Here is a 22,250-nt window from a genome sequence, read left to right on the forward strand (position 1 = left end):
GCTGCTTTTGTCCATTAGCGTTTTCTACGACCGCCGCCAAAACCAAACGATTTACGCGCTGGCGCAGGCGTGTTGCTATTGCTGTAACCCTGTTGCGTAGGGCGATAATTTGGCGTTGCTTTTTGCTGCGCTTGCGTTGATTGTGGTTGATACTGTTTCTGAATCGCTTGCTGTTGCACTTGCTGACGTGGCGACAATTTAGTCGGATTTTGCTTTTGATAATCCTGATAAACGCGCGAAACCGCCGCCGTTGGTTTGCTCACAGGCGTGTAACGTGCCGCATTGCGGTTGTTCATCGCGTTTGACATCAAATAGCCAGCCGCCGCACCAATCGCGCCGTAGAGCAACCAGTTGCCCGAATCAGGGTCGTAAGTGTATTGCTGACCGTCCAAACCTTGCACCACTTCACCCGCTTTGGCTGCTGCTTGCGCCGCTTGTGGAATCGTGTTCGCCACTTCCGAAGCCGCCAGTTGGAAGACTTGGTTTTCTGCGCTCATCGGTTGTGAAGCCACTTGATTTTGGCTGATTTCTTTTTGCAAGCGTTGGATTTCCGCTTGTTGTTTCAATAATTCAATTTGCTTTTGATTTTCGGCAATTTGTTTATCTGCGCTGCTTGCTTGGTTTTGATTTTGACCGCCGCAAGCGGATAAAGTGAAAGCGGTTGCTAAAATGAAAGCGAAACGAGTCTTCATAGAGTTCCTTTGTAAAAAATAGACCAAGCGCTAATATGAGGCAAAATTTAGCATTTATCAAGAGAATGTAGATTAACTGCGCTAAAAACCGTAAAAATTCCGCGATATGATGGCATAACAAAGCTAATTTCTTTACAATAAACCCTTTATTCACGCAGCCTGAAAACGGGCAAAGGCACAATCATGACAAGAAAATATTTTGGTACAGACGGCGTTCGTGGCGAAGTAGGACAATTTCCGATTACGCCCGATTTCGTGATTAAACTCGGTTTTGCTTACGGACGAGTATTGAAAAAACACGAAACGCAACATCAGCCAACCGTGATTATTGGCAAAGACACGCGCATTTCAGGTTATATGCTGGAAACTGCTTTGGTGGCAGGTTTCACAGCGGCTGGTGTGAATGTGTTGCAAACAGGTCCTTTGCCAACGCCAGCGATTGCCTATTTAACACGCGCGTTCCGTTTAGACGGTGGCGTGATGATTTCTGCTTCACACAACGTGTATTCAGACAACGGCATTAAATTTTTCGCAGAAGGTGGCGTGAAACTCAGCGATGAAATGGAATTGGAAATTGAAGCCGAGTTGGAAAAAGAAATGCAAACCTTGCCGTCAGCGCAACTCGGTCGCGCACGCCGAATCAATGGCGCGGACGACCGTTATATTGAATTTTGCAAATCTACATTCCCAGCCAATATGGATTTGCGCGGCTTGAAATTAGTGATTGATACCGCAAACGGCGCAGGCTACAACACCGCGCCCAAAGTGTTCCACGAACTAGGCGCAGAAGTGATTAGCATTGGTGACGAACCCAACGGCTACAATATCAACGACAAAATTGGCGCAACCTACACCAAAACGCTTCAGGCTGCCGTGTTGCAAAACGACGCGGATTACGGCATTGCATTGGACGGCGATGGAGACCGTTTGATTATGGTGGACAAACACGGCGTGGTTTATGATGGCGATAAATTGATTTATGTGATTGCCAAAGCCCGTGCTGCGCAAGGCTTGCCATTTGGTGGCGTGGTTGGCACCGTGATGAGCAACTTGGCAATGGAAAAAGCCTTGAATGCGCGAGGCATTGAGTTTGCACGCGCCAAAGTCGGCGACCGTTATGTGCTGGAACAACTGCACCAACGCGAATGGTTAATCGGCGGCGAAGCGTCTGGACACATTTTGTGCATGGACAAACACAACACAGGCGACAGCATTATCTCTGCGTTGCAAGTTTTGGCAGCATTGGGCGTGTTGGAGCAAGATTTGAAAACGGCAATTGATTGGCAGCCTTATCCTCAAACGATGATTAACGTGCGTATTCAAAAAGGTCAGGATTGGCAAAGTGCTTCTAAAGATGCTTTGGCGCAGGCTGAAAGCGAATTGGGCGAACGCGGTCGCGTGGTGTTGCGCGCGTCTGGTACAGAACCTGTGGTGCGCGTGATGGTGGAAGCGGAGCAAGCGGTATTGGCGGAACAATGCGCTAATCGTATTGCAGACGCGATTCGTCAGGCAAGCTAAAAATCGCAGCCTGAAAGTTTTCAGGCTGCGTCATCATTATTATAAATATTCTTTTCAGGCTGCCTGAAATTGTTTAACTTTAAATAGAGAACCTCCTTATGCTCGCGTTACTTGAACATTTCTTTATCGAATTTGGTTACGCAGCCGTGTTTTTTGTACTCGTGCTGTGTGGCTTTGGTATTCCCATTCCCGAAGATGTAACGCTGGTAGCGGGTGGCGTGATTTCAGGTCTGCACTACACCAATGTGCATATTATGGTTTTGGTGGGTTTAGCTGGTGTGCTGGTGGGCGATGGCATTATCTTTTTGTTGGGCAAACATTTTGGTCAGCGCATTTTGCATTTTCGCCTGATTGCCAAATTGTTGCCGCCTAAGCGTTACGCGCAAGTGCAACAAAAGTTTGACCAATACGGCAACCGCGTGTTGTTTGTTGCACGATTTTTACCAGGGTTACGCAGCCCAATTTTCTTGACGGCTGGCATGAGCGGCAAAGTGTCGTTTTGGCGTTGGCTGATGATGGACGGTTTCGCTGCGCTGATTTCTGTGCCTATTTGGGTGTATATCGGCGACATTGGTGCGGAAAACAAAGATTGGTTGATGCGTCAAATTCATCACTTTCAATATGGTTTGTATGTGGTGACGGGTGTGGGTGGACTGTTGTTTTTCCGCTATTGGTGGAAACGCCGCCGCGTGTTGATTGCGCGTAGAGATGCGCTTCTGGAAAAACGTCGCCAACGCCGTTTGGAACGCGAAAAACGTAAGCAAGTGAAGCAGCAATAATAGAAAGCAGCCTGAAAAAGTTTTCAGGCTGCTTTTTTATTTATCTTCCGCAAATGGGTCAATTCTGCGCGGACGTTTCACTAAAATCCGTACCGCGCCATCGTTGCCTTTGCGCGGTTCGCAATATGCCAAAACATCAGGGTGCGCCATTAACCAACGGCGAACCATGGTTTTCAACACAGGCGTGTAACCCGATGAACCCAAGCCACTGCCATGCACGATTTCGCCGCACACGCCGCGTCGTTGCACAAATTCGATAAATTCGTTCAACACTTGCTGCGCTTGCTCTTGCGTGTAACCGTGTAAATCCACGTCCGCCACCACCTCGTAATGCCCGTTTTGCAAACGTTTGATGTCGTTGCTGCCTTGCCCGTTTTTGCTGAACGTGGCTGGGATTTCCAAAGTTACGCCGCTGTCGCCGATATAGAAAAAGTTGGAATCGTCCAATTCTTCGTTTTTCGGGCGCGGTTTGATGGGCGATTTGTCCACGGGTTTTACATAGTGGTTGCTCGATTTAATCGGTTTCACATCGCCCATCAGTTCGGCAAAATTCACATCTGCGGTTTCGGCGGCGCGTTTTTTGGCTTCGGCTTCAGCAAGTTCGCGCTCGCGCGTTTTGATTTTGGCTTCTTTGTGTAACGCTTTGAGTTGGTCTTGAAAATTCATGATGATTACCTTTTTTCGGTTTTCAGGCTGCTTTTTTCACTAACAACACACCGCTTTCAATATGGTGCGTAAACGGAAATTGGTCAAACAACGCGGCAGCCTGAACGGTATGCGTTTTGGTTAGTGCCAACAAATTGCTGCACAGCGTTTCGGGGTTGCACGACACATAAATCACGCGGTCAAACTGCGCGACTAATTTCAGCGTTTCATCGTCCACACCAGCGCGCGGTGGGTCGATAAAAATAGTGGAAAAGTCATAATCTGCCAAAACCACACCATTTTGTGCTAAACGCTGAAAATCGCGGCTGCCTGAAAATGCAGCAGAAAATTCTTCGGCAGACAATCGAGCAATCACAATATTATCTGATTGATTAGCTTGAATATTCCATTGTGCAGCGGCGACTGATGTTTTGGAAACTTCGGTGGCTAACACGCGATTGAATCGGCGCGATAAAGGCAAAGTGAAGTTGCCGTTACCGCAATAAAGTTCCAATAAATCGCCTGTTGCGCTTTGGGCTTGGTCGCATGCCCATTCAAGCATTTTTTCGCACACTTTGGCGTTGGGTTGTGTGAAGCCGCCCTCTAATTGGCGATATTGGAAGGTTTCGCCATGTACGTTGAGTATTTCGGTAACGTAGTCTTGGCTCAATACGATTTTTTGTCCACGACTGCGCCCGATGATGTGAATGCCGAGTTCATCTTGCAAGGCACGTGCGGCGGCTATCCATTCATCGTCCAGTTTTTTGTGGTAAATCATACTAACGAGCATTTCGCCGCTTAACGTGGCGAGAAATTCACATTGGTAAAAGCGTGTTTTTAACACTGGGCAGCCTGAAACTTTTTTCAGCAATACGGGCATGAGTGTGTTGATGGATTCGTGCGCGGCTGGGAATTGCGGCATTTTGATGAGCGATGCGGATGATGCTTTGCTGCCTGCTTGGAACATGGCGTAGGAAATTTCGTCGCCTTCGTGCCACACGCGAAATTCGGCGCGCATTCTGTAGCCTTGTTCTGCTGATGGGAAAACTTGCAATTCTGGCGCGGCAAATGGGGCGAGTAGGGCGGTTAAACGGTCGGTTTTTTCTTTGAGTTGGGTTTGGTATGGCATGGTGATTTTTTGTTCAAAATAGATAATTGTTTGTTTAAAATGATGAGCTATTATACCTGTGAATAGGCAGCCTGAAAAATCGGGTATAATCAAGATATTATTTTTTCAGGCTGCCTGAAAACAGTTTTATTTAAACATCGAAAGTGAAAACAATATGACAACAGAAACTCAAGAAACGGGCTTAGCGGCTTATTTAAATGGCGATTTCGCAACGGCGTTGGCGGAATGGACAAAATTGGCAGAAGAGGGCAACGCGCAGGCGTTTCACAATTTGGCGATTTTGTACCAAAACGGCGAGGGCGTGGAGCAAAGCGATGAAAAAGCAATTGAGTGGTGCGAAAAGGCGGCTGAGGCTGGCGTGATAAACGCGCAAACGCATTTGGGCTTTTTGTTGCTGCAAGATGGGCAGCCTGAAAAAGCAGCAACTTGGTTCACGCAATCGGCTGAAGAGGGCGATGTGGACGCGCAATTTCAGTTGGGCATGATGTATCACATGGGCGAGGGCGTGGCGCAAGATAACGAAGAAGCGGCGGACTGGTTTGAGGCAGCAGCGTTGCAAAATCATTCAGACGCGCAATTTAATTTGGGCGTTTTGTATGCGCAAGGTCAGCGTTTTCATCATGCGCGCCATTGGTGGCAAAAGGCGGCGGAGTTGAGCAATGAAAACGCACAAGATGCGTTAGCTCAGTTGGACGAGGCGGGTGTCTAATTTTCAGGCTGCCTGAAAAAGTTATAGGAAATAAATATGTCAAATTTGAAACCTTATCCAAAACCGACTTGCGGCGAACGTGCCAAAATCGCGTTTCATTATTTGCTGCCACAACTGGCGGTTACGCGCTTGGCTGGCTGGTTTGCGAACAAACAATGGGGCGGTGCGACGCATTTTGTGATTGAGCAATTCGCGAAAGCGTACAAAATTAACTGGGACGAAGCGAAGAAATCCAAACCAAGCGATTTCGCTGATTTTAATGAATTTTTCACGCGTGAACTGAAAGACGGTGCGCGTCCGATTGTTTCAGGCAGCTGTGAATTGTGCTTGCCTGCGGACGGTCGTGTGAGCGAAAGTGGGCAGATTGATGATAGCCGTTTGCTGCAAGCGAAAGGGCATAGTTTCACGCTGGAAGACTTGTTGGCTGGCGATACGGAATTGGCAGCGCAGTTTAAAAATGGTTCGTTTTTAACAACTTATTTGTCGCCGCGTGATTATCATCGTGTCCACATGCCTTGCGCTGGCACGTTGCGTAAGATGATTTATGTGTCGGGGGAGTTGTTTTCTGTGAACCCATTTTTGGCGCAACACGTGCCTAATTTGTTTGCGCGAAATGAGCGTGTGATTTGTGTGTTTGACACGGAATTTGGCACGATGGTGCAGATTTTGGTGGGTGCAACGGTTACGGCGAGCATGACGACTGTTTGGTATGGTACGGTGAATCCGCCGCGTGAAAATGGTGTGTGTGTGTGGGATTATCCTGCTGAGGGCGAAAATGTCATTCGCTTAGAAAAAGGGGTGGAAATGGGGGCGTTCCGTTTGGGTTCTACTGTTGTGAATTTGTTTCCGCAAAATACGGTGGCTTTGGACGAGCGTTTGCAAGCTGGAGAAATTACCAGAATGGGCGAATTGTTGGGTACGCTGCCTGAATAAGTTGATATAAAGAAACGCAGCCTGAAAGGTTTTCAGGCTGCGTTTTGTGTTATTTGCTGAAGAATAACTGTGGTGCGCGTTTACCAAGATAAATCAGCAAACTGATATTGCCTAATGCAACCACGCCGTACAGCAGCAAAATGCTGTCAAACATGGCAAGCAAAATCACGCTGATAATCGCGGCGGACACCATAAACACGGCGTTCATAATGTTGTTTGCGGCGATGGCGTGGGCGCGGAATTCGTCGTCTGCGGCGGTTTGTAGCCATGTATAAAGTGGCACGGAGAAGAAGCCGCCAAAAAAGCCGATGCCGAGCATGGCGATAATCACGGGGTAGGCGGTGCTTTGCGATAAAAAGCTGATTAAGCCTTGTAAGCTATTGCCGTCGTAATGTTTGCTGTGCGCAAAGAAAACGAGCAAGCCACCGAAAATCGTCAAGCCGATTGCGCCGAGTGTTACGAGTTTCAGGCGTAATTGCCCTTTGCTGATTTTTGCGCACAACACTGAACCTGCGGCAATGCCGATTGAGAACAAGCTGAGCATGAGATTGAATACGCTGGCGTTGCCGTTTAGGTGTTTTTGCACGAAGGTGGAAAGCTGGGTGGTGTAAACTGAGCCGACAAACCAGAACCATGAAATGCCAATTACGGCGGTGTAAAGTTCAGGCTGCTTTTTGGTTTGTTTCATCAGGTTTTTGGTGTTGCGCCCGATGTGCCAATCAATATGGCTGTTGGGGTTTTTGGCTGGTGTGGCTGGCATGAATAGGCTGCTGACTAAGCCTAACACGGCAACGAGCAATACCATGCCTGATAACACCCATGGGTTGTGTCCTGCAATGCTTGTGCCGAGAATTTGTCCAAACAAAATAGCGAGAAACGTGCCTGATTCAATTAAGCCGTTGCCCATAAGCAGTTCTTTTTCTTGGAGGTATTCGGGCAAAATGGCGTATTTCACTGGTCCGAATAGGGTGGAGTGCGTCCCCATCAAAAATAGGCAAAGCATGAGAATGGGGGGGCAGGAAGCGAAGAAGCCGTAGCCTGCTAACACCATTATCAGCACTTCTAAAATTTTCACGCTTTTGGCAATTTTGGCTTTGTCGTATCGGGTGGACAGTTGTCCTGATAGGGCGGAAAAGAGGAAGTAGGGCAGCACGAATAATAACGCGCCGACGTTGAGCATTTGGGCAGCTGGCAAGACTTCGTTTTTACCTAGTCCGTAGAAACTAATCAGGACAAATAGGGTGGTTTTGAATAGGTTGTCGTTGAATGCGCCGAGAAATTGGGTGCAAAACAGGGGGGCAAAACGGCGTGTTTTGGCAAATTCAAAATCGGAATTCATTGGGTTTTTCCTTGGTTTGTGTTTTCAGGCTGCGTGTGTTTGTTGTAGGTGTCGTCATCGTCCATCAGAATGCGGTGGGCTGGACCTTCTAAGTCGTCAAATTGTCCGTTTTTGCCTGACCACCAAAAGAAATAGGCAATGATAAAGGCTAATACAATGCTAATGGGGATGAGAATGTATAAACTTTCCATGATGTTTTACAGTGCGGTGCTTAAGTCGTTGAGTAGAAAATGTTTACCATTGATGATAAGCCATTCTTGTTTGATGAAACCCATGAGTGTATCTTCGTAATCGTACACGCTGATTTTGTCTTGGGTGATGCGCCATTTGAGTAGGGATTCATTTGCCCATCCTTCAAGGGGTTGGGCGGCTGATGAGACTGGGCTGGAGAGTTTGATGGCAAGTTGTCCGCTTTGTGGCGAGTATTCGTCGTCTGCGAGCATGATGAGAAAGCCGAGTAATTCGTCGTTTTGGGTGTGAATGGAGAATTGGTGCATGGTTTGCAGCCTGAAAAAAATAAAAAAGTATTTTAATGGTTTTCAGGCTGCGTTTGTATTTTATTCTTAATCAATCACTCTTCATCGACCATTTGTTTAGGCTGCACATCTTCGTCTGATAATTTGAAGATGCCCTTAATCACGCCTAAAAATGCGACAAATACGTTGGCGGTGATGCCTGCGGTAACGTAACGGGGATAAATTCTTTTTCTGTGAGTGGTGTCTGCCCATGACACATGTTCCAAATAACCATTACAATAATCAAAATCGCTCAAAATAAGATACAGCCACACACCAAATAAAACGTTTTAGTGGCGTAACTTTCGCGCATAAAACGGGCGGATTTAATATCGGAAATTTGCTCTTGCGCGCTGTATTCTTGTTTACTGGCTTCTAAGGAATCTTTGGATTCCAGAGCACTTTTTCTTCTTGCGGTATGATTTCGCTGTTGCTGGCTTGCATCAGCGCGCTTTCTTCTGCAGAAGACAGTAGGTTTTCAAATTTATCAAAAACGGTTGTGGATTTTCTGCCATGATTACGCTGCCTTATCTAACATCATATCTAAGTAGTAATCACGGATAATCTGGTCGTCAATTACACCAAATTGTGGTTGCCTTGTTTATTCCAAACGGTGTCCCATGGCGAGCTTTCTCGATGCGATTGCCAATGAAGAGACGCTCATTTTTGGCTTCCTTAAAAAAAGACATAGTTGATTATAGTTTGAATAAAAATAAGTATATTATTTCATAGATAGATAAACGTGTGATGATTTATCTAAAAAAATCAGGCAGCCTGAAAAGCAAAGCAATGTAAAAAAATCTTCCTTTGCTATAATTTTACGGAAAAGCACTTTAATCATACAAATGAAAGTGTTATCATAAAAAACTTATTTTTTAATAATAACCACTAAATGGATTTTTTTCATGGTATTTTCAAATTTCAGTAAAACATTCTGTGTTGGCACATTATTGGGTTTGAGCGTGATAACGCCTGCAAACGCATACGATAATGAAGATGTGCTGGGTCGTTTTCTGGAACAGAATTTTTCTGCGCAGCAAAAATTGCAAGCTGCGCAACCGCAAGCCACACAAGCACGCACCACAGCAGAAGTAGACCCATTGGCTTCTTACTTTCCACAGCAACAAAGCACAGCAGCCGTTTCCACTTCAGAATTGCAGCAGCAAGCCGCATTTGCAGGTCCGATGCTCAAAGCGCAATCTGCTTTGATTATGAATGCGAAAACAGGGCAAATTCTGTATCAAAAAAATATGGAAAGCGTGCGTTCAATCGCCTCTATCTCTAAATTGATGTCTGCAATGGTGATTTTAGATGCGAAACTGGACATGAACCAACGCATCACGATTACCGAAGATGAAATTGACCGCTTGAAAGGCACAAGCAGCCGCTTGTCTATCGGCACAACTTTGACTCGCACAGAATTGTTGCATTTGGGCTTGATGAGCAGCGAAAACCGCGCCATTCATGCGTTGGCACGTACTTACCCTGGTGGCATGAGCGCATTTGTTGCTGCGATGAACGCTAAAGCACGTAGTTTGGGTATGATGAACAGCCAATTTTATGAACCAACGGGCTTAGACCCACGCAATGTTTCAACCGCGTTGGAATTGAGCAAAATGGTTCAGGCTGCGAGCCGTTATGCAAAAATTCGTGAATTGACCACATCAAATTACGGTCAAGCGTACACCAGTGCAGGCAAGGTACAAGAGTACAAAAACTCAAACGTTTTGGTGCGCGAAGGTCAATGGAACATCACATTGCAAAAAACAGGTTATATTCGTGAAGCAGGTCGTTCAATGGTGCTGCAAGCGCAAATGGGTCGAGACCCTGTTGTGATTGTGGTGCTGGGTTCTGCCACTTCTGCCAGTCGTGCGAATGATGCGCGTGCGTTAGGCGATATGGCGCAAATGGCATTGTAATTTTTTAAAATTTTCAGGCTGCGTTATGGTTTTAACGCAGCCTGAAAGCGTTTTATTTCAAGGAAAATAGGTCGTGTGGACATTTCATTAAAAAAAATGAGTATCCATAATTGATTAGATAAAAAAATGGCGAATGAGTAAAATTTAATTTTCACAAAAAACCTTACCATTCGCCATGCCTCGCCTAATGCTCAATAACAAACAATGGGCAAGACTGAAAGCTATTTCACTCAAACAAGGTATTTACGATAAAGAAAATTTGCGTAAAACCGTCGAAGGTATTTTATACCACATGAGAACAGGCATTCCTTGGCGAGATTTACCAAAATATTTTGGTAAATCTAGGGGCTATTGACAATTCAAAAAAATAGGCAAAGGATTTAAGATATTGTTTCCATACAACCATCCTAAACCTTTGCCATGTCCCGAAACACGCTTACAAATGAAACATGGTCAAGACTGTTGCCCATTTTGAAACAGCTTGGCATTTATCGCAAGAAAAATTTACGCAAAACAGTAGAAGGTATCCTGTTTCGCTTACGTACAGGCTGCCAATGGGCTGATATACCTAGTTATTTTGGTAAAGCAAACAGCCTTTACCAAAGTTTCAATCGCTGGTCTAAACGCGGTATTTTTACCAAATTATTTAAACATTTGGCAGATACACCCGATATGGAATGGGTCTTTATGGACGGTAGTCATATCCGTGTTCATCAACACGGCATGGGTAAAAAATCCATTGTGCATCAAGCTGTCGGTAAGAGTATCGGAGGTCATACGTCTAAAATTCATTTAGCGGTTGATGCTTGTGGTAATCCAATTGAATTTATGATTACAGCTGGTAATGTAAATGAGATTGTTGTTGCGCCTGATTTATTGGCACAATTGGACTTAAGTGATAATGAAACCGTGTGTGCTGATAGGGGTTTTGACAGTGATACTTTTCGTCGGTTAATTCATTCTAAACAAAGTAAAGCCAATATTCCATATAAGAAAAATAGAGAACATCTTAATGTGGACACAGATTGGTATTTATATAAAATCAGGCACTTGGTAGAAAATGCTTTTGCACGATTAAAGCATTTTCGTGCACTGGCAACACGGTACGATAAATTTTAAAACGTAATTATGAAAGTACCGTGTCATTAGCTTGTGCTTTGATTTGGTTGAAATTATAGCTAAAATGTCATTAGCCCCTATTGCCGCAGCGAAATTAACATCGCGCTTTTGGGGCAAGACCAAACCACCGAAGCCAACACCAATCACGCGAGTGCAGCGGCTGGTTTGGAGGTAACGGACGATATTCGGGATAGCGACAGTCGCATTGTAGAAAGCACGTTCAATCAGTTGATTGACTGGATTTGCGAGTTGAATTTTGGTGAGGTTGTGCGTCCGAAATTTGTATTGCACGAATCCGAAGAATACGGCTCAACCGAATTAGCCCAGCGCGACCAACTTCTACATCAAATGGGCGCACGTTTTTCCAATCACTATTACAAACGCGCTTATGGTTTGCGTGATGATGACTTGTTGCCGCCTGAAAAGCAGCCTGAAAGCACAGATTTTGCCGAAAACGATGTTTCACAAACTTTTGAAAACGAAGTTTCAGGCAGCCTGAAAGATGATTTAACGCAACAAGGACAAGATTTAACCACCCAATTTTTAAGCAACCTGAAAAATGGCGCAACACCTGATGATGTGTTGACACAACTTACCCAAGCCTATCCACAAATGAATGATAAAACCTTGCAAGAAGAATTGGCACGGCTAATATTTTTAGCGGATTTGATTGGACGGTTAGAAATGCAAGACGAATTGAAAGCGAGTGCATGATGAAGCCAGAAGACATTCAAGCCATTTTTGGAATGCAGCCTGAAAATGCGATTGCCTACCTGAAACAAAAGCGCGTTGATGTATCGTGGGATTGGCAGGATATGTTAGATGATGCCCATGTTTCCGCGTTTACGGTGACAAAAACGGCTGGTATGGACGTAGCCAACGACATTCATCAAGCGGTTATTAAAGCGGCTCAAACAGGACAAACCTTTGAAGATTTTGAACGCGAGTTGCGCCCTATTTTAGAACGCAAAGGTTGGTGGGGCAAAAAAGATGTAATAAACCCCGATACTGGCGAAGCGCAAATGGTTACATTAGGAACTTCGCATCGTCTGAAAACAATTTATTTAACGGCTTTACAAAGCGCATATATGGCAGCTCGATACGCGGAAATGGTCGCCGCCAAAGATACGCACCCCTATTGGCAATATGTCGCTATTAACGACAAACGTACACGTGAAACGCATCGTCTATTGCACGGTCGTGTGTATGCCGCAGATGACCCCGTATGGGACAGTTTGTATCCACCGTTGGATTACCGTTGCCGTTGTCGTGTTCGTCCACTCTCGCGTGAGCGTGGCGAAAAACAGGCTTTGCCTTCGCCCAAATTGGAAACCATTACGGTGGATATTGGCGAAAACAAATCCACAGGCGAGCAGCGTTACGCCGAACGCACAGGCATTCGTGTGGACGGACAATTTATCGCTCCAAGTGCAGGATTTAACACCAATCAAGGCAAGACGTTTTTGCAACGCACGGTACAAATGGCGATAGACAAAGCCCAAAACGTACCGCCCCAATTGGCTCGCGTGGCGGTCAAAGAAATGATGTCGCAGGAAAAATTCCGCAACGCTTTGACTTTGGCACAGCTGGCGTGGGTGGCTGAATTACTGGGATTAACGCCATGATTAAAATCAGCGTAGAAAGTGAAAGTTTAGAACACAGTTTAAACCAGCTCTTGCAAAACATACAAAACCGCCGACCGATGATGGCAAGTGTGGCAGCAGAATTGTTATCGATGACAGAAGATAACTTTGAAAGCGAAAGCTGGGGCGGAGACAAATGGAAAGAAACCCATCGCGGTGGCAAAAAACTGCAATTAAGCGGACAACTTGCCGCAAACATCAACACACAATCAGGCAACGATTTTGCGCGAATTGGTTCGAATAAGCCTTATGCAGCTATTCATCATTTAGGTGGAGAGATTGTCGCCAAGAATGCACCGTATTTGATGATTCCGATTGGTGGAGGCAGATTTGCGCGTAAAAAATCGGTTGTCATTCCAGCGCGACCTTATTTGCCGATTGATGGTTCTGGCAAATTACAGTCCGATGGCGAAAAGCGGATTTTAGATGTGGTTAAAGACGCGCTGGCTCATGGCATATAAATCAAAAAGCGGACTTTTTTTGTTGTCCGTTTTTATTTCACACTGTGAAATGTTGTTTCAGTTTATCATTTCACTTTATTTAATTTAATTCCGTTTTATTTCATTTATCTTGCTGGGTGTTTATATTTATCTTAATGAGGTTCATTAAGATAAACCATACCTTTTTTGGGTATGGTTTTTTTGTTTGGTGTGTAAGGTTTTCTTTTTACTTGTGCTTTCTTGATAATGGGTTTTGTACGCGAGAGCGGTTTTTTGATGAAAGGGAATGTGTGGACCCGAATGATTTTGTGGCGCAGTTGGGTGGGGAATTAAGCCCTGCAAATGCGGCAAGTTTGCTGGATATGATGAACGGTGCGGAAATAACTGAATTACTTGATGATATGAATGCACCTGATTGCGGCTGGCAATATTTAGGCAATTTCTGCCGAGCGATTTAACGGGATAGCGGTTGAGTTCGATGAGCTGCATGGCGATTTTCCAATAGAAAACAAAATTCTACAACTTGTTGGCTTATCACTCAATTTGAGAAAAGCCGTTTTCAGGCTGCCTTTTGCTGCCTTTTAACGCTTATTTACGTTAGAATAAAAACATCATTTTTCAGGCTGCCTGAAACCAAAACGCAGCCTGAAAACCTAAAAAAACTCAAACAGAACAGGAATACGCCATGACCGCCACCACCTACACAACGGACACGCGAATCCGCGAAATCCCCTACAACTACACTTCTTATTCCGACAAAGAAATCACCAATCGCCTATTGGGCGCAGACGCATGGGCAACCATGGAAACGCTCCGCGCCCAACGCAAAACAGGACGTTCAGCCCGAATGTTGTTTGAAGTGTTGGGCGATATTTGGGCGGTGGGGCGCAATCCGTATTTGGTGGACGATTTGTTGGAACACCCAAAACGTCAATCGGAATTGGTGCAAGCCATGCGCCATCGTTTGAACGAAATTGATAAACGCCGCGATGATAATTCGGACGTTTTGAAATTAGTTCAGGCAGCCGAAAGCGCGGTCAACAAATTTGAAAACAGTTTTGTCGCTACCAAACTCAAACGCGAACAAATCTTGGCGCGTTTAAGCAAAATCACGAAAAAACATAACATTATGTTTGACGGTTTGGCGCGTGTAACCCACGTTACCGATGCAACTGACTGGCGCGTGGAATACCCATTTGTTGTGATTAACCCCGACACCGAAGATGAGATTGCGCCATTGGTTCGCGCTTTGATTGAATTGGAATTAACGATTATTCCACGCGGCGGCGGCACGGGTTACACGGGCGGTGCTGTGCCTTTGGACGCAATGTCTGCCGTGATTAACACGGAAAAATTAGACCGACATCGCGGCGTGGAGTTTGTGGAATTGGCAGGACTGGACGGCAAACACCCGATTATCCATTGCGGTGCTGGCGTGGTTACGCGCCGCGTGGAAGAAACCGCACACGCCGCGAAACTCGTGTTTGCGGTAGACCCGACTTCCGCCGATGCGTCTTGCGTGGGCGGCAATGTGGCGATGAACGCAGGCGGCAAAAAAGCCGTGTTGTGGGGGACGGCGTTGGACAATTTGGCGTATTGGAAAATGGTCAATCCGCAGGGCGAATGGCTGCTGATTGAACGTGTACGCCACAATTTCGGCAAAATCCACGATGAAGAAACCGCCATTTTTGACGTTCACACGCTCAAAGATGACGGCAAAACCATTGCCAAAACCAAGCGTTTGGAAATTGCAGGCAGCAAATTCCGCAAAGTCGGCTTGGGTAAAGATGTTACCGATAAATTTTTGAGCGGCTTACCGGGGGTGCAAAAAGAAGGCACGGATGGCATTATCACGAGCGTGGCGTTTGTATTGCACAAAATGCCAGCCCACACGCGCACGGTTTGTTTGGAATTTTTCGGCACGGTTGCCAACGCCACGCCGTCAATCGTGGAAATCCGCGATTTTATGTTATCGCATGAATCGGTGCGTTTGGCAGGTTTGGAACATTTGGATTGGCGATATGTTCGCGCGGTCGGTTATGCCACGAAAGCGGCTGGCAAAGGTCGCCCGAAAATGGTGTTAATCGCCGATGTGGTGTCGGACGATGAAAACGCGGTGCAGGCTGCTGCGGAACACATCGTCAAACTGGCGCAAGCGCGAGACGGCGAAGGTTTTATTGCGATTTCGCCCGAAGCGCGTAAGACGTTTTGGCTTGACCGTGCGCGAACTGCCGCGATTGCGAAACACACAAATGCCTTTAAAATCAATGAAGACGTGGTTATTCCGTTGGAGCGTTTGGGCGAATATTCCGACGGCATTGAACGCATTAACATTGAATTATCTATTCAAAATAAATTGAAATTATGCGCCGCGTTGATTCAATATCTTTCAGGCAGCCTGCCCGTTGAGCAGTTGGACAGCGATTTGCCAAAAAGCGAATTGTTAGGCGAACGTGCCAACCACGCGCTGAAATTTGTCAATGAAGTGCAAACGCAATGGCAATGGTTGTTGGACAATTTGGACGTGCCCTTGTCGGAATATCAAGCGCGTTATGGCAATCACATTGTGGTTGCGCCCGAAGCCAAGCCGTCTGAAAGTTGCTTTATCGCATTCCGTGATTTCAGGCTGCGTGTCTCAATCAAAGAAGACGTGATGAAACCGCTTGCCGAAATTTTTAGCGGTAAAGCCGACACGAAAATCATGGCAGGTTTGGGCAAAATCCACGCCAAAACCGTGCGCGGTCGCGTGTTTGTCGCGCTGCATATGCACGCAGGGGACGGCAATGTGCATACCAATATCCCTGTTAATTCAGATGATTACGAAATGTTGCAAACCGCACACAAAGCTGTGGCGCGAATTATGGACATTGCACGCAGCCTGAACGGTGTGATTTCGGGCGAACATGGCATCGGCATTACCAAACTTGAATTTTTATTAGATGAAGAATTGCAACCGTTCTGGAATTACAAACAACAGATTGACCCAAAAGGCTATTTCAATCGCGGCAAATTGATGAAAGGCTCGGATTTACGCAACGCCTACACGCCGTCTTTTGAATTGTTGAGCTTTGAAAGCCTGATTATGGAGCAATCGCATTTGGGGCAGATTACCCATGCGGTTAAAGATTGCTTGCGTTGTGGCAAATGTAAACCTGTTTGTTCAACCCACGTTCCACGCGCTAACCTGTTGTATTCGCCAAGAAATAAAATTTTAGGCGTGGGCCTGCTTGCCGAAGCATTTTTGTATGAAGAACAAACGCGGCGCGGCGTTTCCATGAAGCATTTTGATGAATTGGGCAATATTGGCGACCATTGCACGGTTTGCCATCGCTGCGTGAAACCGTGTCCTGTCAATATTGATTTTGGCGATGTAACCGTGGATATTCGCGCCTTTTTGAAAAAATCGGGCAAGGCGAAATTCAATCCGATTGCGGAAATGGGTATGGCGTTTTTGAATGCGAAAAACCCAGTTGCCGTGAAAGCCTTGCGCGTGGGCGTGATTGACGCGAGTTTTAAAGCGCAAAATTTAGCCTACGATTTGGGACAACAATTCCACATCGGCGCGAAAAAACAAAAAGCCGAACCGAAAGCGACCACGAAAAAGGCCAAAGTCGTTGAACAAGTTATCCATTTCATCAACCGCCCCTTACCGCGCAATGTGCCGTTACGAACGGCGCGTTCATTGCTCGGTTTGGAAGACAATAAGACGATTCCGATTATTCGCAATCCTGAATTGCCCGAAGACGCGGAAGCGGTGTTTTATTTCCCTGGGTGCGGTTCGGAAAAATTGTTTAGCCAAGTTGGTTTAGCCACGCAAGCAATGTTGTATCACGCTAGTGTGCAAACGGTGTTGCCGCCAGGTTATCTGTGCTGCGGTTATCCACAAAACGCAAGCGGCGACAAAGACAAAGCCAATAATATGGTTACGGAAAACCGCGTGTTGTTTCATCGCATGGCTAATACCTTGAATTATTTGGATATTAAAACCGTAGTCGTAAGTTGCGGAACGTGTTACGACGCGCTGGCGGAATACCGTTTTGAAGACATTTTCCCGAATTGCCGCATTATTGATATTCATGAATTTTTGCTGGAAAAAAACATCAAATTGGACGGCGTAAAAGGACAGCAATATCTGTATCACAACCCTTGCCACACGCCCATCAAAACGATGGACGGCACGAAACTCGCCAGCGAATTGATGGGACAAAATGTGGTGTTGAGCGACCGTTGTTGCGGCGAAAGCGGTATGTTTGCCGTGAAACGCCCCGACATCGCCACGCAAGTGAAATTCCGCAAACAAGAAGAAATTGAGAAAAATTTGGCGCAATTACCGCAAGGCGAACCTGTGAAAATGCTGACATCGTGTCCTGCGTGTTTGCAAGGTTTGTCGCGCTATGAAGATGATAATAATTTGCCTGCGGATTATATTGTGATTGAAATGGCGAAGAAAATCTTGGGTGAGAATTGGCAGAATGAGTTTGTGGAAAAGGCGAACAATGGGGGGATTGAAAAGGTTCTCTTGTGATGTGATTGTTTGAAATGTTCAGGCAGCCTGAAAGATTTTTTCAGGCTGCCTGAAAGTTTTTTCAGGTAGAATAAGCAACTTTTTTAAATACATTTTCAAAATGCAATCCAAACCCACAGTATTAGATTTATTTTGCGGTTGTGGCGGTTTATCGCTCGGTTTTATTCAGGCAGGATTTGATGTCAAACTCGGCATTGATGCTTGGCAAGACGCGATTAAAACCTACACCGCCACACATCAAAACACACAAGGCATTGTTGCCGACTTATTCACAACCACGCCCGAACAAATCAGCCAACAAACCCAAATCAATCAAATTGATGTGATTATCGGCGGTCCGCCGTGTCAAGGCTTTTCTATTGCGGGTAAACGCATGATTGATGATGAACGCAATCAGCTTTACAAATCGTTTGTGGAATTTGTCCGTTTTTATCGGCCCAAAGCGTTTTTGATGGAAAACGTCCCCAATATGATGTCAATGGGAAAAGGCTTGATTAAAGAACAAATTACGCAAGATTTTGAACAACTGGGCTACACCGTCAGCAGTCAAATTTTAATGGCATCAGATTTTGGCATACCACAAAACCGCAGACGTGCTTTTTTTGTTGGTTTTAAAAACGGCACACGATTTGAATTTCCACAAGCCACAGTAAAACAACACATTACCGCAGAACAAGCCATTTCTGATTTGCCTGATTATTCCGTTGCAGACGGCGAAAACTATCCGCTTTCAGGCAGCAGCAACTATCAGCAACAAATGCGCCAAAACAGCACAGGTTTATTCAATCATCAAATTACCGTACACAATGATAAAACCAAAGAAATCATTGCATTAGTACCAGATGGTGGCAACTACAAAAACTTGCCTGAACATTTACGCCAAACGCGAAACGTGAATATTGCATGGACACGATTAAACAGCCAAAAGCCAAGTTTTACGATTGATACGGGACACAATCATCACTTTCATTATCAATTTAATCGTGTGCCGACCGTGCGAGAAAGTGCGCGTATTCAATCATTTCCCGATGATTTTATTTTTTTAGGCACGAAAACCAGTCAATTACGTCAAGTGGGTAATGCCGTTCCGCCTATGCTTGCCAAAGCGATTGCCGAAAAAATGAAATTATTTTTATAAGGATACATTTATGTTTAACCCCGATACTCAATATCGTTGCGACATTATTCGCGGTAAAGCACAAAAAGAATTAGACGATTTATTGCCGACTTATGCTGCGATTGTGGCAGATATTTGCCCTGCTGATGAAATCGCGTTTAATCAAAAATTTAATGATAAATTATCGCAATCTTTTCATCAACAAAACTACAATGAATTAGACAAAAATCAACAAAAAACCATTAGAAATCATATTACGGAAATTGCAGGAAAATTGTTCGGCTTGTATTTCAAAAAAATGGCTTGGTTTACGAAAGTCCGAGTAATCATAAATTGGTTACTGATTACGACCAGCCTGCATTTTTTAAGAATTTGTGCTTGAATTTTCAATTTCCAAACGGTACGCAAAAAATTCAAACCATTGTAGAACGTATTAACCAACAAATTAAATTTAAACCGTTTCATTTTATTTTGGCGTTATTGGCAGAAGCAGAACAAACCAAATTTACCATTAATACTTACCATATTGGCTATTATGTGTTGAATGCGTTGGAAGTTTTGCAAGGCAAAGTTACGCCAAAAGAAGTATTGGATACGATTATTTTTCATAGTCAAAACAATTCATTAAAACGTGTTCCAGTAACATCTCACGATTTTCAGCACATTAGAGAATTGTTGAATTTGTTGGTATTGGCGAATTTAATTGTGATTGATGAAAATAGAAATAGCAAAGCCATACAATTAAATCATCATGAAAACGAGTTAATTCAATTATTTATCAAAGAATACAATACGCCACTTCAATTTAATATTTATCAATTTGATTTGAATGCAGAACATATTAGCAAACAAATTGAAACGGCGTGGACAGAATATTTTGCTCAAATTGCCCTACAAAATGCCCAAGTTTTGAATACTGTTTTGCCGTATCAACATCAAACCGCGAAAAAAATAGACAAAAATGAATTAGGCAAAATGGGCGAAGAATGGGTATTTCAGTTAGAACAAGAACGAGTAAAAAAATATAATCCACGCTTAATCAATCAAGTTCAGCTTGTAGGCGAAATTCGGGGGTTGGGCTACGATGTGAAATCAGTTGCTGCTGATGAAAATCCGAATAATCCTGATTTTGATAAATTCATTGAAGTGAAATCTACCATTCGCGTTACCGCGCCTGATTTGGATAATCACGATTGGATAGACACCGTTAATTTGACACGCAAAGAATGGGTTGCTGCTGAACAATTTCAGGCAGCCTACATGATTTATCGCGTGTATTTCACGGCACAGAAAATTTATATCCGCAAAATCATCAATCCTTTTGAGAAAAATAAACAAGGGATTATTTACGTTATGCCGACCATGTATCGCATGGATTTTGGGGCGAGCGGCGTAGATGTTTCAGTTGAAGTGGATAATGTTTTATGAATGAAAAATTAAAAGTTGTGTCGTTGTTTTGTGGTTGTGGCGGTTCGGATTTGGGATTATTGGGTGGATTTGAATATTTAGGACAAACTTATCCTCAATTGCCGTTTGAGATTGTTTACGCTCTGGATTTTGATAAATTTGCGGTGCAAACGTATAACACCAATTTTGAACACCCTGCGGTTTGTGATGATGTCAAAAATTTAGATATTTCATTGCTTGATGATTTTGATGTCTTGCTTGGCGGTTTTCCGTGTCAATCATTCAGCACACTCAATCCAAGCAAAGACACCAATGACGCACGAGCCAATTTATACAAAGAATTGGTCAAAGTATTGCAAATCAAGCAACCTAAATATTTTATTTTTGAAAATGTAAAAGGCTTGATGACTTTGCAAAAAGGCGAAATTCTGAAAAAAGTTTTAATGGAATTTGAGCAAGCGGGGTATGACGTGCAATATAAATTGTTGTTAGCCAGCCATTTTGGCATTCCGCAAAAGCGTGAACGTATTTTTATGGTTGGCATACGAAAAGATTTGGCACAGCATTACGTTTTCCCCAACGAAACACACGCCGAACAACCAAATTTATATCAACAACCTTTTGTTAAATTAGAAAAAATTATCAAAGAATTGGCGATTGATAATCCAAAATATTATTTTTCAGAAAAAGCAGTTTTAGGTATGAAAAACGCTAAAAATAATATGAAACGCGGTTTGTATCAGGATTTGCAGGGACAATGCTTAACGATTACCGCACATTTAGCTAAAACCAGTTTAAATTCACGCGACCCCGTGTTATTAGTTGATGCACAAAAAGAATTGTATCGCCGTTTCACACCGCGAGAAGCCGCAGGTATTCAATCTTTTCCTGAAAATTTCCAATTTCCTGTGAGTGATATTCAGGCGTATCGGCAGATTGGTAACGCCATTCCGCCTGTGTTGATGTGGCACGTTGCGAATGCGTTGGTTGAATGTACGAAATAACATTCAGGCAGCCTGAAAGGAAAAATCCTCTATGCTAAAAATCATTTCTGGCGCACAAACAGGCGCAGACCGTGGTGCACTCAATGCCGCGCTTGCCGCACAAATCCCTTGCGGTGGCTGGTGTCCCGAAGACCGCCACGCGGAAGACGGTGAAATTCCACCGCATTATCCCGTTAGGCCACTCGTTGGCGCAGGCTACCGTAAACGCACGCGCCAAAATGTGCTAGACAGCGACGTGACTGTTATCGTTTATCACACGGAAATCGCGCTTGGTAGCGGCACGGAATTGACGCTAAAAACCTGCATTTCTCAGCGCAAACCATATTTGCTGCTCGATTCGTCCGTACTGCTGCCTGAAATCGCTGGCAAACACATTGCAGAATTTGTGCAACGTCATCGGACTAGCGTGTTGAATGTGGGTGGTTCTCGCGGTTCGGTTGTGCCGACAATTGAATTATTCACAGAAAAAGCGGTGTTGTCGGCGATACAATACTTGCGCGAAATGTAAGAACCTGTATTCACAAAAATGATAAAATATCTTTATGACTAGAAAATCCTACCCAACAGACTTAACAGATGCCCAATGGCAAGCGATTGAGCCATATTTTAACCAGCTACGCCACTACAAATGGGATAAACGTCAATTAGTGAATGCCGTTTTGTACATCACCAAAACAGGTTGCCAATGGCGTATGCTGCCCAATGATTTTCCACCTTATTCAACCGTATGGAGTTTCTATCGCAGAGCCAATCAATCAGGCTTATGGGATAGAATTCTTTTGGCATTGGTTCAAAAAAACGTTTAATCCATCAAAAA

24 protein-coding genes and 1 pseudogene are annotated in these 22,250 nt (G+C 44.5%); 18 read left to right on the forward strand and 7 right to left on the reverse strand.

The genetic code is table 11. The annotated features are described in order from the left end of the window. Positions 1 to 14: 14 nt before the first annotated feature. The gene (locus tag QEO93_RS01500; RefSeq protein WP_085815489.1) at positions 15 to 692 is read right to left on the reverse strand and encodes a hypothetical protein; all 678 of its coding nucleotides are present in this window, start codon (positions 690 to 692) and stop codon (positions 15 to 17) included. Between the two features lie 183 nt (positions 693 to 875). On the opposite strand from QEO93_RS01500, the gene glmM reads away from it, so the two are divergent. After that, the gene (gene glmM, locus QEO93_RS01505) at positions 876 to 2,210 is read left to right on the forward strand and encodes a phosphoglucosamine mutase (RefSeq protein WP_032137635.1); all 1,335 of its coding nucleotides are present in this window, start codon (positions 876 to 878) and stop codon (positions 2,208 to 2,210) included. A gap of 98 nt (positions 2,211 to 2,308) precedes the next feature. Continuing rightward, positions 2,309 to 2,989 (forward strand): DedA family protein, encoded by a 681-nt coding sequence (locus QEO93_RS01510; protein ID WP_032137636.1) that lies wholly within the window; start codon positions 2,309 to 2,311, stop codon positions 2,987 to 2,989. A gap of 36 nt (positions 2,990 to 3,025) precedes the next feature. On the opposite strand, the gene QEO93_RS01515 is transcribed toward QEO93_RS01510, so the two are convergent. Beyond that, on the reverse strand, positions 3,026 to 3,655 hold the full coding sequence (locus QEO93_RS01515) for a Smr/MutS family protein (RefSeq protein WP_032137637.1): 630 nt from the start codon (positions 3,653 to 3,655) through the stop codon (positions 3,026 to 3,028). Positions 3,656 to 3,677: 22 nt separating this feature from the next. Continuing rightward, positions 3,678 to 4,763 carry a tRNA (uridine(54)-C5)-methyltransferase TrmA gene (gene trmA, locus QEO93_RS01520; RefSeq protein ID WP_032137638.1) on the reverse strand — a complete coding sequence of 362 codons (1,086 nt, stop codon included), beginning with the start codon at positions 4,761 to 4,763 and terminating at the stop codon, positions 3,678 to 3,680. Positions 4,764 to 4,917: 154 nt separating this feature from the next. Here trmA and QEO93_RS01525 point away from each other — a divergent pair, with 154 nt between their 5' ends. Both QEO93_RS01525 and asd read left to right on the forward strand, forming a co-directional pair. Further along, positions 4,918 to 5,472: a tetratricopeptide repeat protein gene (locus tag QEO93_RS01525; protein WP_032137639.1), complete on the forward strand. Its 555-nt coding sequence runs from the start codon at positions 4,918 to 4,920 to the stop codon at positions 5,470 to 5,472. A 36-nt stretch (positions 5,473 to 5,508) separates the two neighbouring features. Then, positions 5,509 to 6,405, forward strand: a complete 897-nt coding sequence (gene asd / locus QEO93_RS01530; RefSeq protein WP_032137640.1) for an archaetidylserine decarboxylase — start codon at positions 5,509 to 5,511, stop codon at positions 6,403 to 6,405. A gap of 49 nt (positions 6,406 to 6,454) precedes the next feature. On the opposite strand, the gene QEO93_RS01535 is transcribed toward asd, so the two are convergent. The 4 genes from QEO93_RS01535 to QEO93_RS01550 form a co-directional block, all read right to left on the reverse strand. Next, positions 6,455 to 7,744 (reverse strand): MFS transporter, encoded by a 1,290-nt coding sequence (locus tag QEO93_RS01535; protein ID WP_032137641.1) that lies wholly within the window; start codon positions 7,742 to 7,744, stop codon positions 6,455 to 6,457. Beyond that, the gene (ccoS, locus tag QEO93_RS01540) at positions 7,741 to 7,935 is read right to left on the reverse strand and encodes a cbb3-type cytochrome oxidase assembly protein CcoS (RefSeq protein WP_032137642.1); all 195 of its coding nucleotides are present in this window, start codon (positions 7,933 to 7,935) and stop codon (positions 7,741 to 7,743) included. Before ccoS ends, QEO93_RS01535 begins: the two co-directional genes overlap by 4 nt. A gap of 6 nt (positions 7,936 to 7,941) precedes the next feature. Then, positions 7,942 to 8,241: an HLGFF motif protein gene (locus QEO93_RS01545; protein WP_032137643.1), complete on the reverse strand. Its 300-nt coding sequence runs from the start codon at positions 8,239 to 8,241 to the stop codon at positions 7,942 to 7,944. Between the two features lie 74 nt (positions 8,242 to 8,315). Then, on the reverse strand, positions 8,316 to 8,516 hold the full coding sequence (locus QEO93_RS01550) for a hypothetical protein (RefSeq protein ID WP_032137644.1): 201 nt from the start codon (positions 8,514 to 8,516) through the stop codon (positions 8,316 to 8,318). 648 nt (positions 8,517 to 9,164) lie between these two features. On the opposite strand from QEO93_RS01550, the gene QEO93_RS01555 reads away from it, so the two are divergent. The 14 genes and pseudogenes from QEO93_RS01555 to QEO93_RS01620 all read left to right on the forward strand — a co-directional run bounded on the left by QEO93_RS01555 (position 9,165) and on the right by QEO93_RS01620 (position 22,239). Continuing rightward, entirely contained in the window at positions 9,165 to 10,178 is a 1,014-nt protein-coding gene (locus tag QEO93_RS01555; RefSeq protein WP_032137645.1) for a D-alanyl-D-alanine carboxypeptidase family protein, read from the forward strand. Between the two features lie 175 nt (positions 10,179 to 10,353). Then, entirely contained in the window at positions 10,354 to 10,533 is a 180-nt protein-coding gene (locus QEO93_RS01560; protein ID WP_032137646.1) for an IS5 family transposase, read from the forward strand. A 65-nt stretch (positions 10,534 to 10,598) separates the two neighbouring features. Next, positions 10,599 to 11,356 (forward strand): IS5 family transposase gene (locus QEO93_RS01565; RefSeq protein WP_085815416.1). Its coding sequence is split into 2 segments (ribosomal slippage): positions 10,599 to 11,291 and positions 11,294 to 11,356, totalling 756 coding nucleotides; the frame shifts between segments, so codons are not numbered across the junction. 49 nt (positions 11,357 to 11,405) lie between these two features. Then, the gene (locus QEO93_RS01570) at positions 11,406 to 12,011 is read left to right on the forward strand and encodes a phage portal protein family protein (protein WP_245832165.1); all 606 of its coding nucleotides are present in this window, start codon (positions 11,406 to 11,408) and stop codon (positions 12,009 to 12,011) included. Then, positions 12,011 to 12,922: a phage head morphogenesis protein gene (locus QEO93_RS01575; RefSeq protein WP_032137708.1), complete on the forward strand. Its 912-nt coding sequence runs from the start codon at positions 12,011 to 12,013 to the stop codon at positions 12,920 to 12,922. Before QEO93_RS01570 ends, QEO93_RS01575 begins: the two co-directional genes overlap by 1 nt. After that, entirely contained in the window at positions 12,919 to 13,401 is a 483-nt protein-coding gene (locus QEO93_RS01580) for a phage virion morphogenesis protein (protein WP_032137707.1), read from the forward strand. The genes QEO93_RS01575 and QEO93_RS01580 overlap by 4 nt, the downstream gene beginning before the upstream one ends. Before the next feature lie 269 nt (positions 13,402 to 13,670). Beyond that, a complete protein-coding gene (locus tag QEO93_RS01585; protein WP_179184651.1) occupies positions 13,671 to 13,838 on the forward strand; it encodes a hypothetical protein in 168 nt (55 codons plus the stop codon). Positions 13,839 to 14,065: 227 nt separating this feature from the next. Beyond that, complete coding sequence (locus QEO93_RS01590) at positions 14,066 to 17,905, forward strand: DUF3683 domain-containing protein (RefSeq protein WP_032137706.1); 3,840 nt, start codon at positions 14,066 to 14,068, stop codon at positions 17,903 to 17,905. 100 nt (positions 17,906 to 18,005) lie between these two features. After that, positions 18,006 to 19,043 (forward strand): DNA cytosine methyltransferase, encoded by a 1,038-nt coding sequence (locus QEO93_RS01595; RefSeq protein ID WP_032137705.1) that lies wholly within the window; start codon positions 18,006 to 18,008, stop codon positions 19,041 to 19,043. A gap of 10 nt (positions 19,044 to 19,053) precedes the next feature. After that, positions 19,054 to 19,826 (forward strand): annotated as a pseudogene (locus QEO93_RS11760) (hypothetical protein); the annotation flags it as partial. A 171-nt stretch (positions 19,827 to 19,997) separates the two neighbouring features. Continuing rightward, the gene (locus QEO93_RS11765) at positions 19,998 to 20,450 is read left to right on the forward strand and encodes a protein NO VEIN domain-containing protein (RefSeq protein WP_245190671.1); all 453 of its coding nucleotides are present in this window, start codon (positions 19,998 to 20,000) and stop codon (positions 20,448 to 20,450) included. Beyond that, complete coding sequence (locus QEO93_RS01610; protein ID WP_032137702.1) at positions 20,447 to 21,433, forward strand: DNA cytosine methyltransferase; 987 nt, start codon at positions 20,447 to 20,449, stop codon at positions 21,431 to 21,433. Before QEO93_RS11765 ends, QEO93_RS01610 begins: the two co-directional genes overlap by 4 nt. 31 nt (positions 21,434 to 21,464) lie before the next feature. Next, positions 21,465 to 21,941 carry a putative molybdenum carrier protein gene (locus tag QEO93_RS01615; RefSeq protein ID WP_032137701.1) on the forward strand — a complete coding sequence of 159 codons (477 nt, stop codon included), beginning with the start codon at positions 21,465 to 21,467 and terminating at the stop codon, positions 21,939 to 21,941. 34 nt (positions 21,942 to 21,975) lie between these two features. Then, positions 21,976 to 22,239, forward strand: coding sequence for a transposase (locus tag QEO93_RS01620; protein ID WP_003792189.1), 264 nt, complete (start codon positions 21,976 to 21,978; stop codon positions 22,237 to 22,239). Positions 22,240 to 22,250: the final 11 nt, after the last annotated feature.

The sequence above is a fragment of the Kingella negevensis genome (genome assembly GCF_030177895.1).
Classification (GTDB): domain Bacteria; phylum Pseudomonadota; class Gammaproteobacteria; order Burkholderiales; family Neisseriaceae; genus Kingella_C; species Kingella_C negevensis.

Bases quoted from the DNA above. Each gene is read 5' to 3' on its own strand.
- QEO93_RS01500 (WP_085815489.1), bottom strand. From the start codon at position 692: ATGAAGACTCGTTTCGCTTTCATTTTAGCAACCGCTTTCACTTTATCC.
- glmM (WP_032137635.1), top strand. From the start codon at position 876: ATGACAAGAAAATATTTTGGTACAGACGGCGTTCGTGGCGAAGTAGGA.
- QEO93_RS01510 (WP_032137636.1), top strand. From the start codon at position 2,309: ATGCTCGCGTTACTTGAACATTTCTTTATCGAATTTGGTTACGCAGCC.
- QEO93_RS01515 (WP_032137637.1), bottom strand. From the start codon at position 3,655: ATGAATTTTCAAGACCAACTCAAAGCGTTACACAAAGAAGCCAAAATC.
- trmA (WP_032137638.1), bottom strand. From the start codon at position 4,763: ATGCCATACCAAACCCAACTCAAAGAAAAAACCGACCGTTTAACCGCC.
- QEO93_RS01525 (WP_032137639.1), top strand. From the start codon at position 4,918: ATGACAACAGAAACTCAAGAAACGGGCTTAGCGGCTTATTTAAATGGC.
- asd (WP_032137640.1), top strand. From the start codon at position 5,509: ATGTCAAATTTGAAACCTTATCCAAAACCGACTTGCGGCGAACGTGCC.
- QEO93_RS01535 (WP_032137641.1), bottom strand. From the start codon at position 7,744: ATGAATTCCGATTTTGAATTTGCCAAAACACGCCGTTTTGCCCCCCTG.
- ccoS (WP_032137642.1), bottom strand. From the start codon at position 7,935: ATGGAAAGTTTATACATTCTCATCCCCATTAGCATTGTATTAGCCTTT.
- QEO93_RS01545 (WP_032137643.1), bottom strand. From the start codon at position 8,241: ATGCACCAATTCTCCATTCACACCCAAAACGACGAATTACTCGGCTTT.
- QEO93_RS01555 (WP_032137645.1), top strand. From the start codon at position 9,165: ATGGTATTTTCAAATTTCAGTAAAACATTCTGTGTTGGCACATTATTG.
- QEO93_RS01560 (WP_032137646.1), top strand. From the start codon at position 10,354: ATGCCTCGCCTAATGCTCAATAACAAACAATGGGCAAGACTGAAAGCT.
- QEO93_RS01575 (WP_032137708.1), top strand. From the start codon at position 12,011: ATGAAGCCAGAAGACATTCAAGCCATTTTTGGAATGCAGCCTGAAAAT.
- QEO93_RS01580 (WP_032137707.1), top strand. From the start codon at position 12,919: ATGATTAAAATCAGCGTAGAAAGTGAAAGTTTAGAACACAGTTTAAAC.
- QEO93_RS01590 (WP_032137706.1), top strand. From the start codon at position 14,066: ATGACCGCCACCACCTACACAACGGACACGCGAATCCGCGAAATCCCC.
- QEO93_RS01595 (WP_032137705.1), top strand. From the start codon at position 18,006: ATGCAATCCAAACCCACAGTATTAGATTTATTTTGCGGTTGTGGCGGT.
- QEO93_RS11765 (WP_245190671.1), top strand. From the start codon at position 19,998: ATGGGCGAAGAATGGGTATTTCAGTTAGAACAAGAACGAGTAAAAAAA.
- QEO93_RS01610 (WP_032137702.1), top strand. From the start codon at position 20,447: ATGAATGAAAAATTAAAAGTTGTGTCGTTGTTTTGTGGTTGTGGCGGT.
- QEO93_RS01615 (WP_032137701.1), top strand. From the start codon at position 21,465: ATGCTAAAAATCATTTCTGGCGCACAAACAGGCGCAGACCGTGGTGCA.
- QEO93_RS01620 (WP_003792189.1), top strand. From the start codon at position 21,976: ATGACTAGAAAATCCTACCCAACAGACTTAACAGATGCCCAATGGCAA.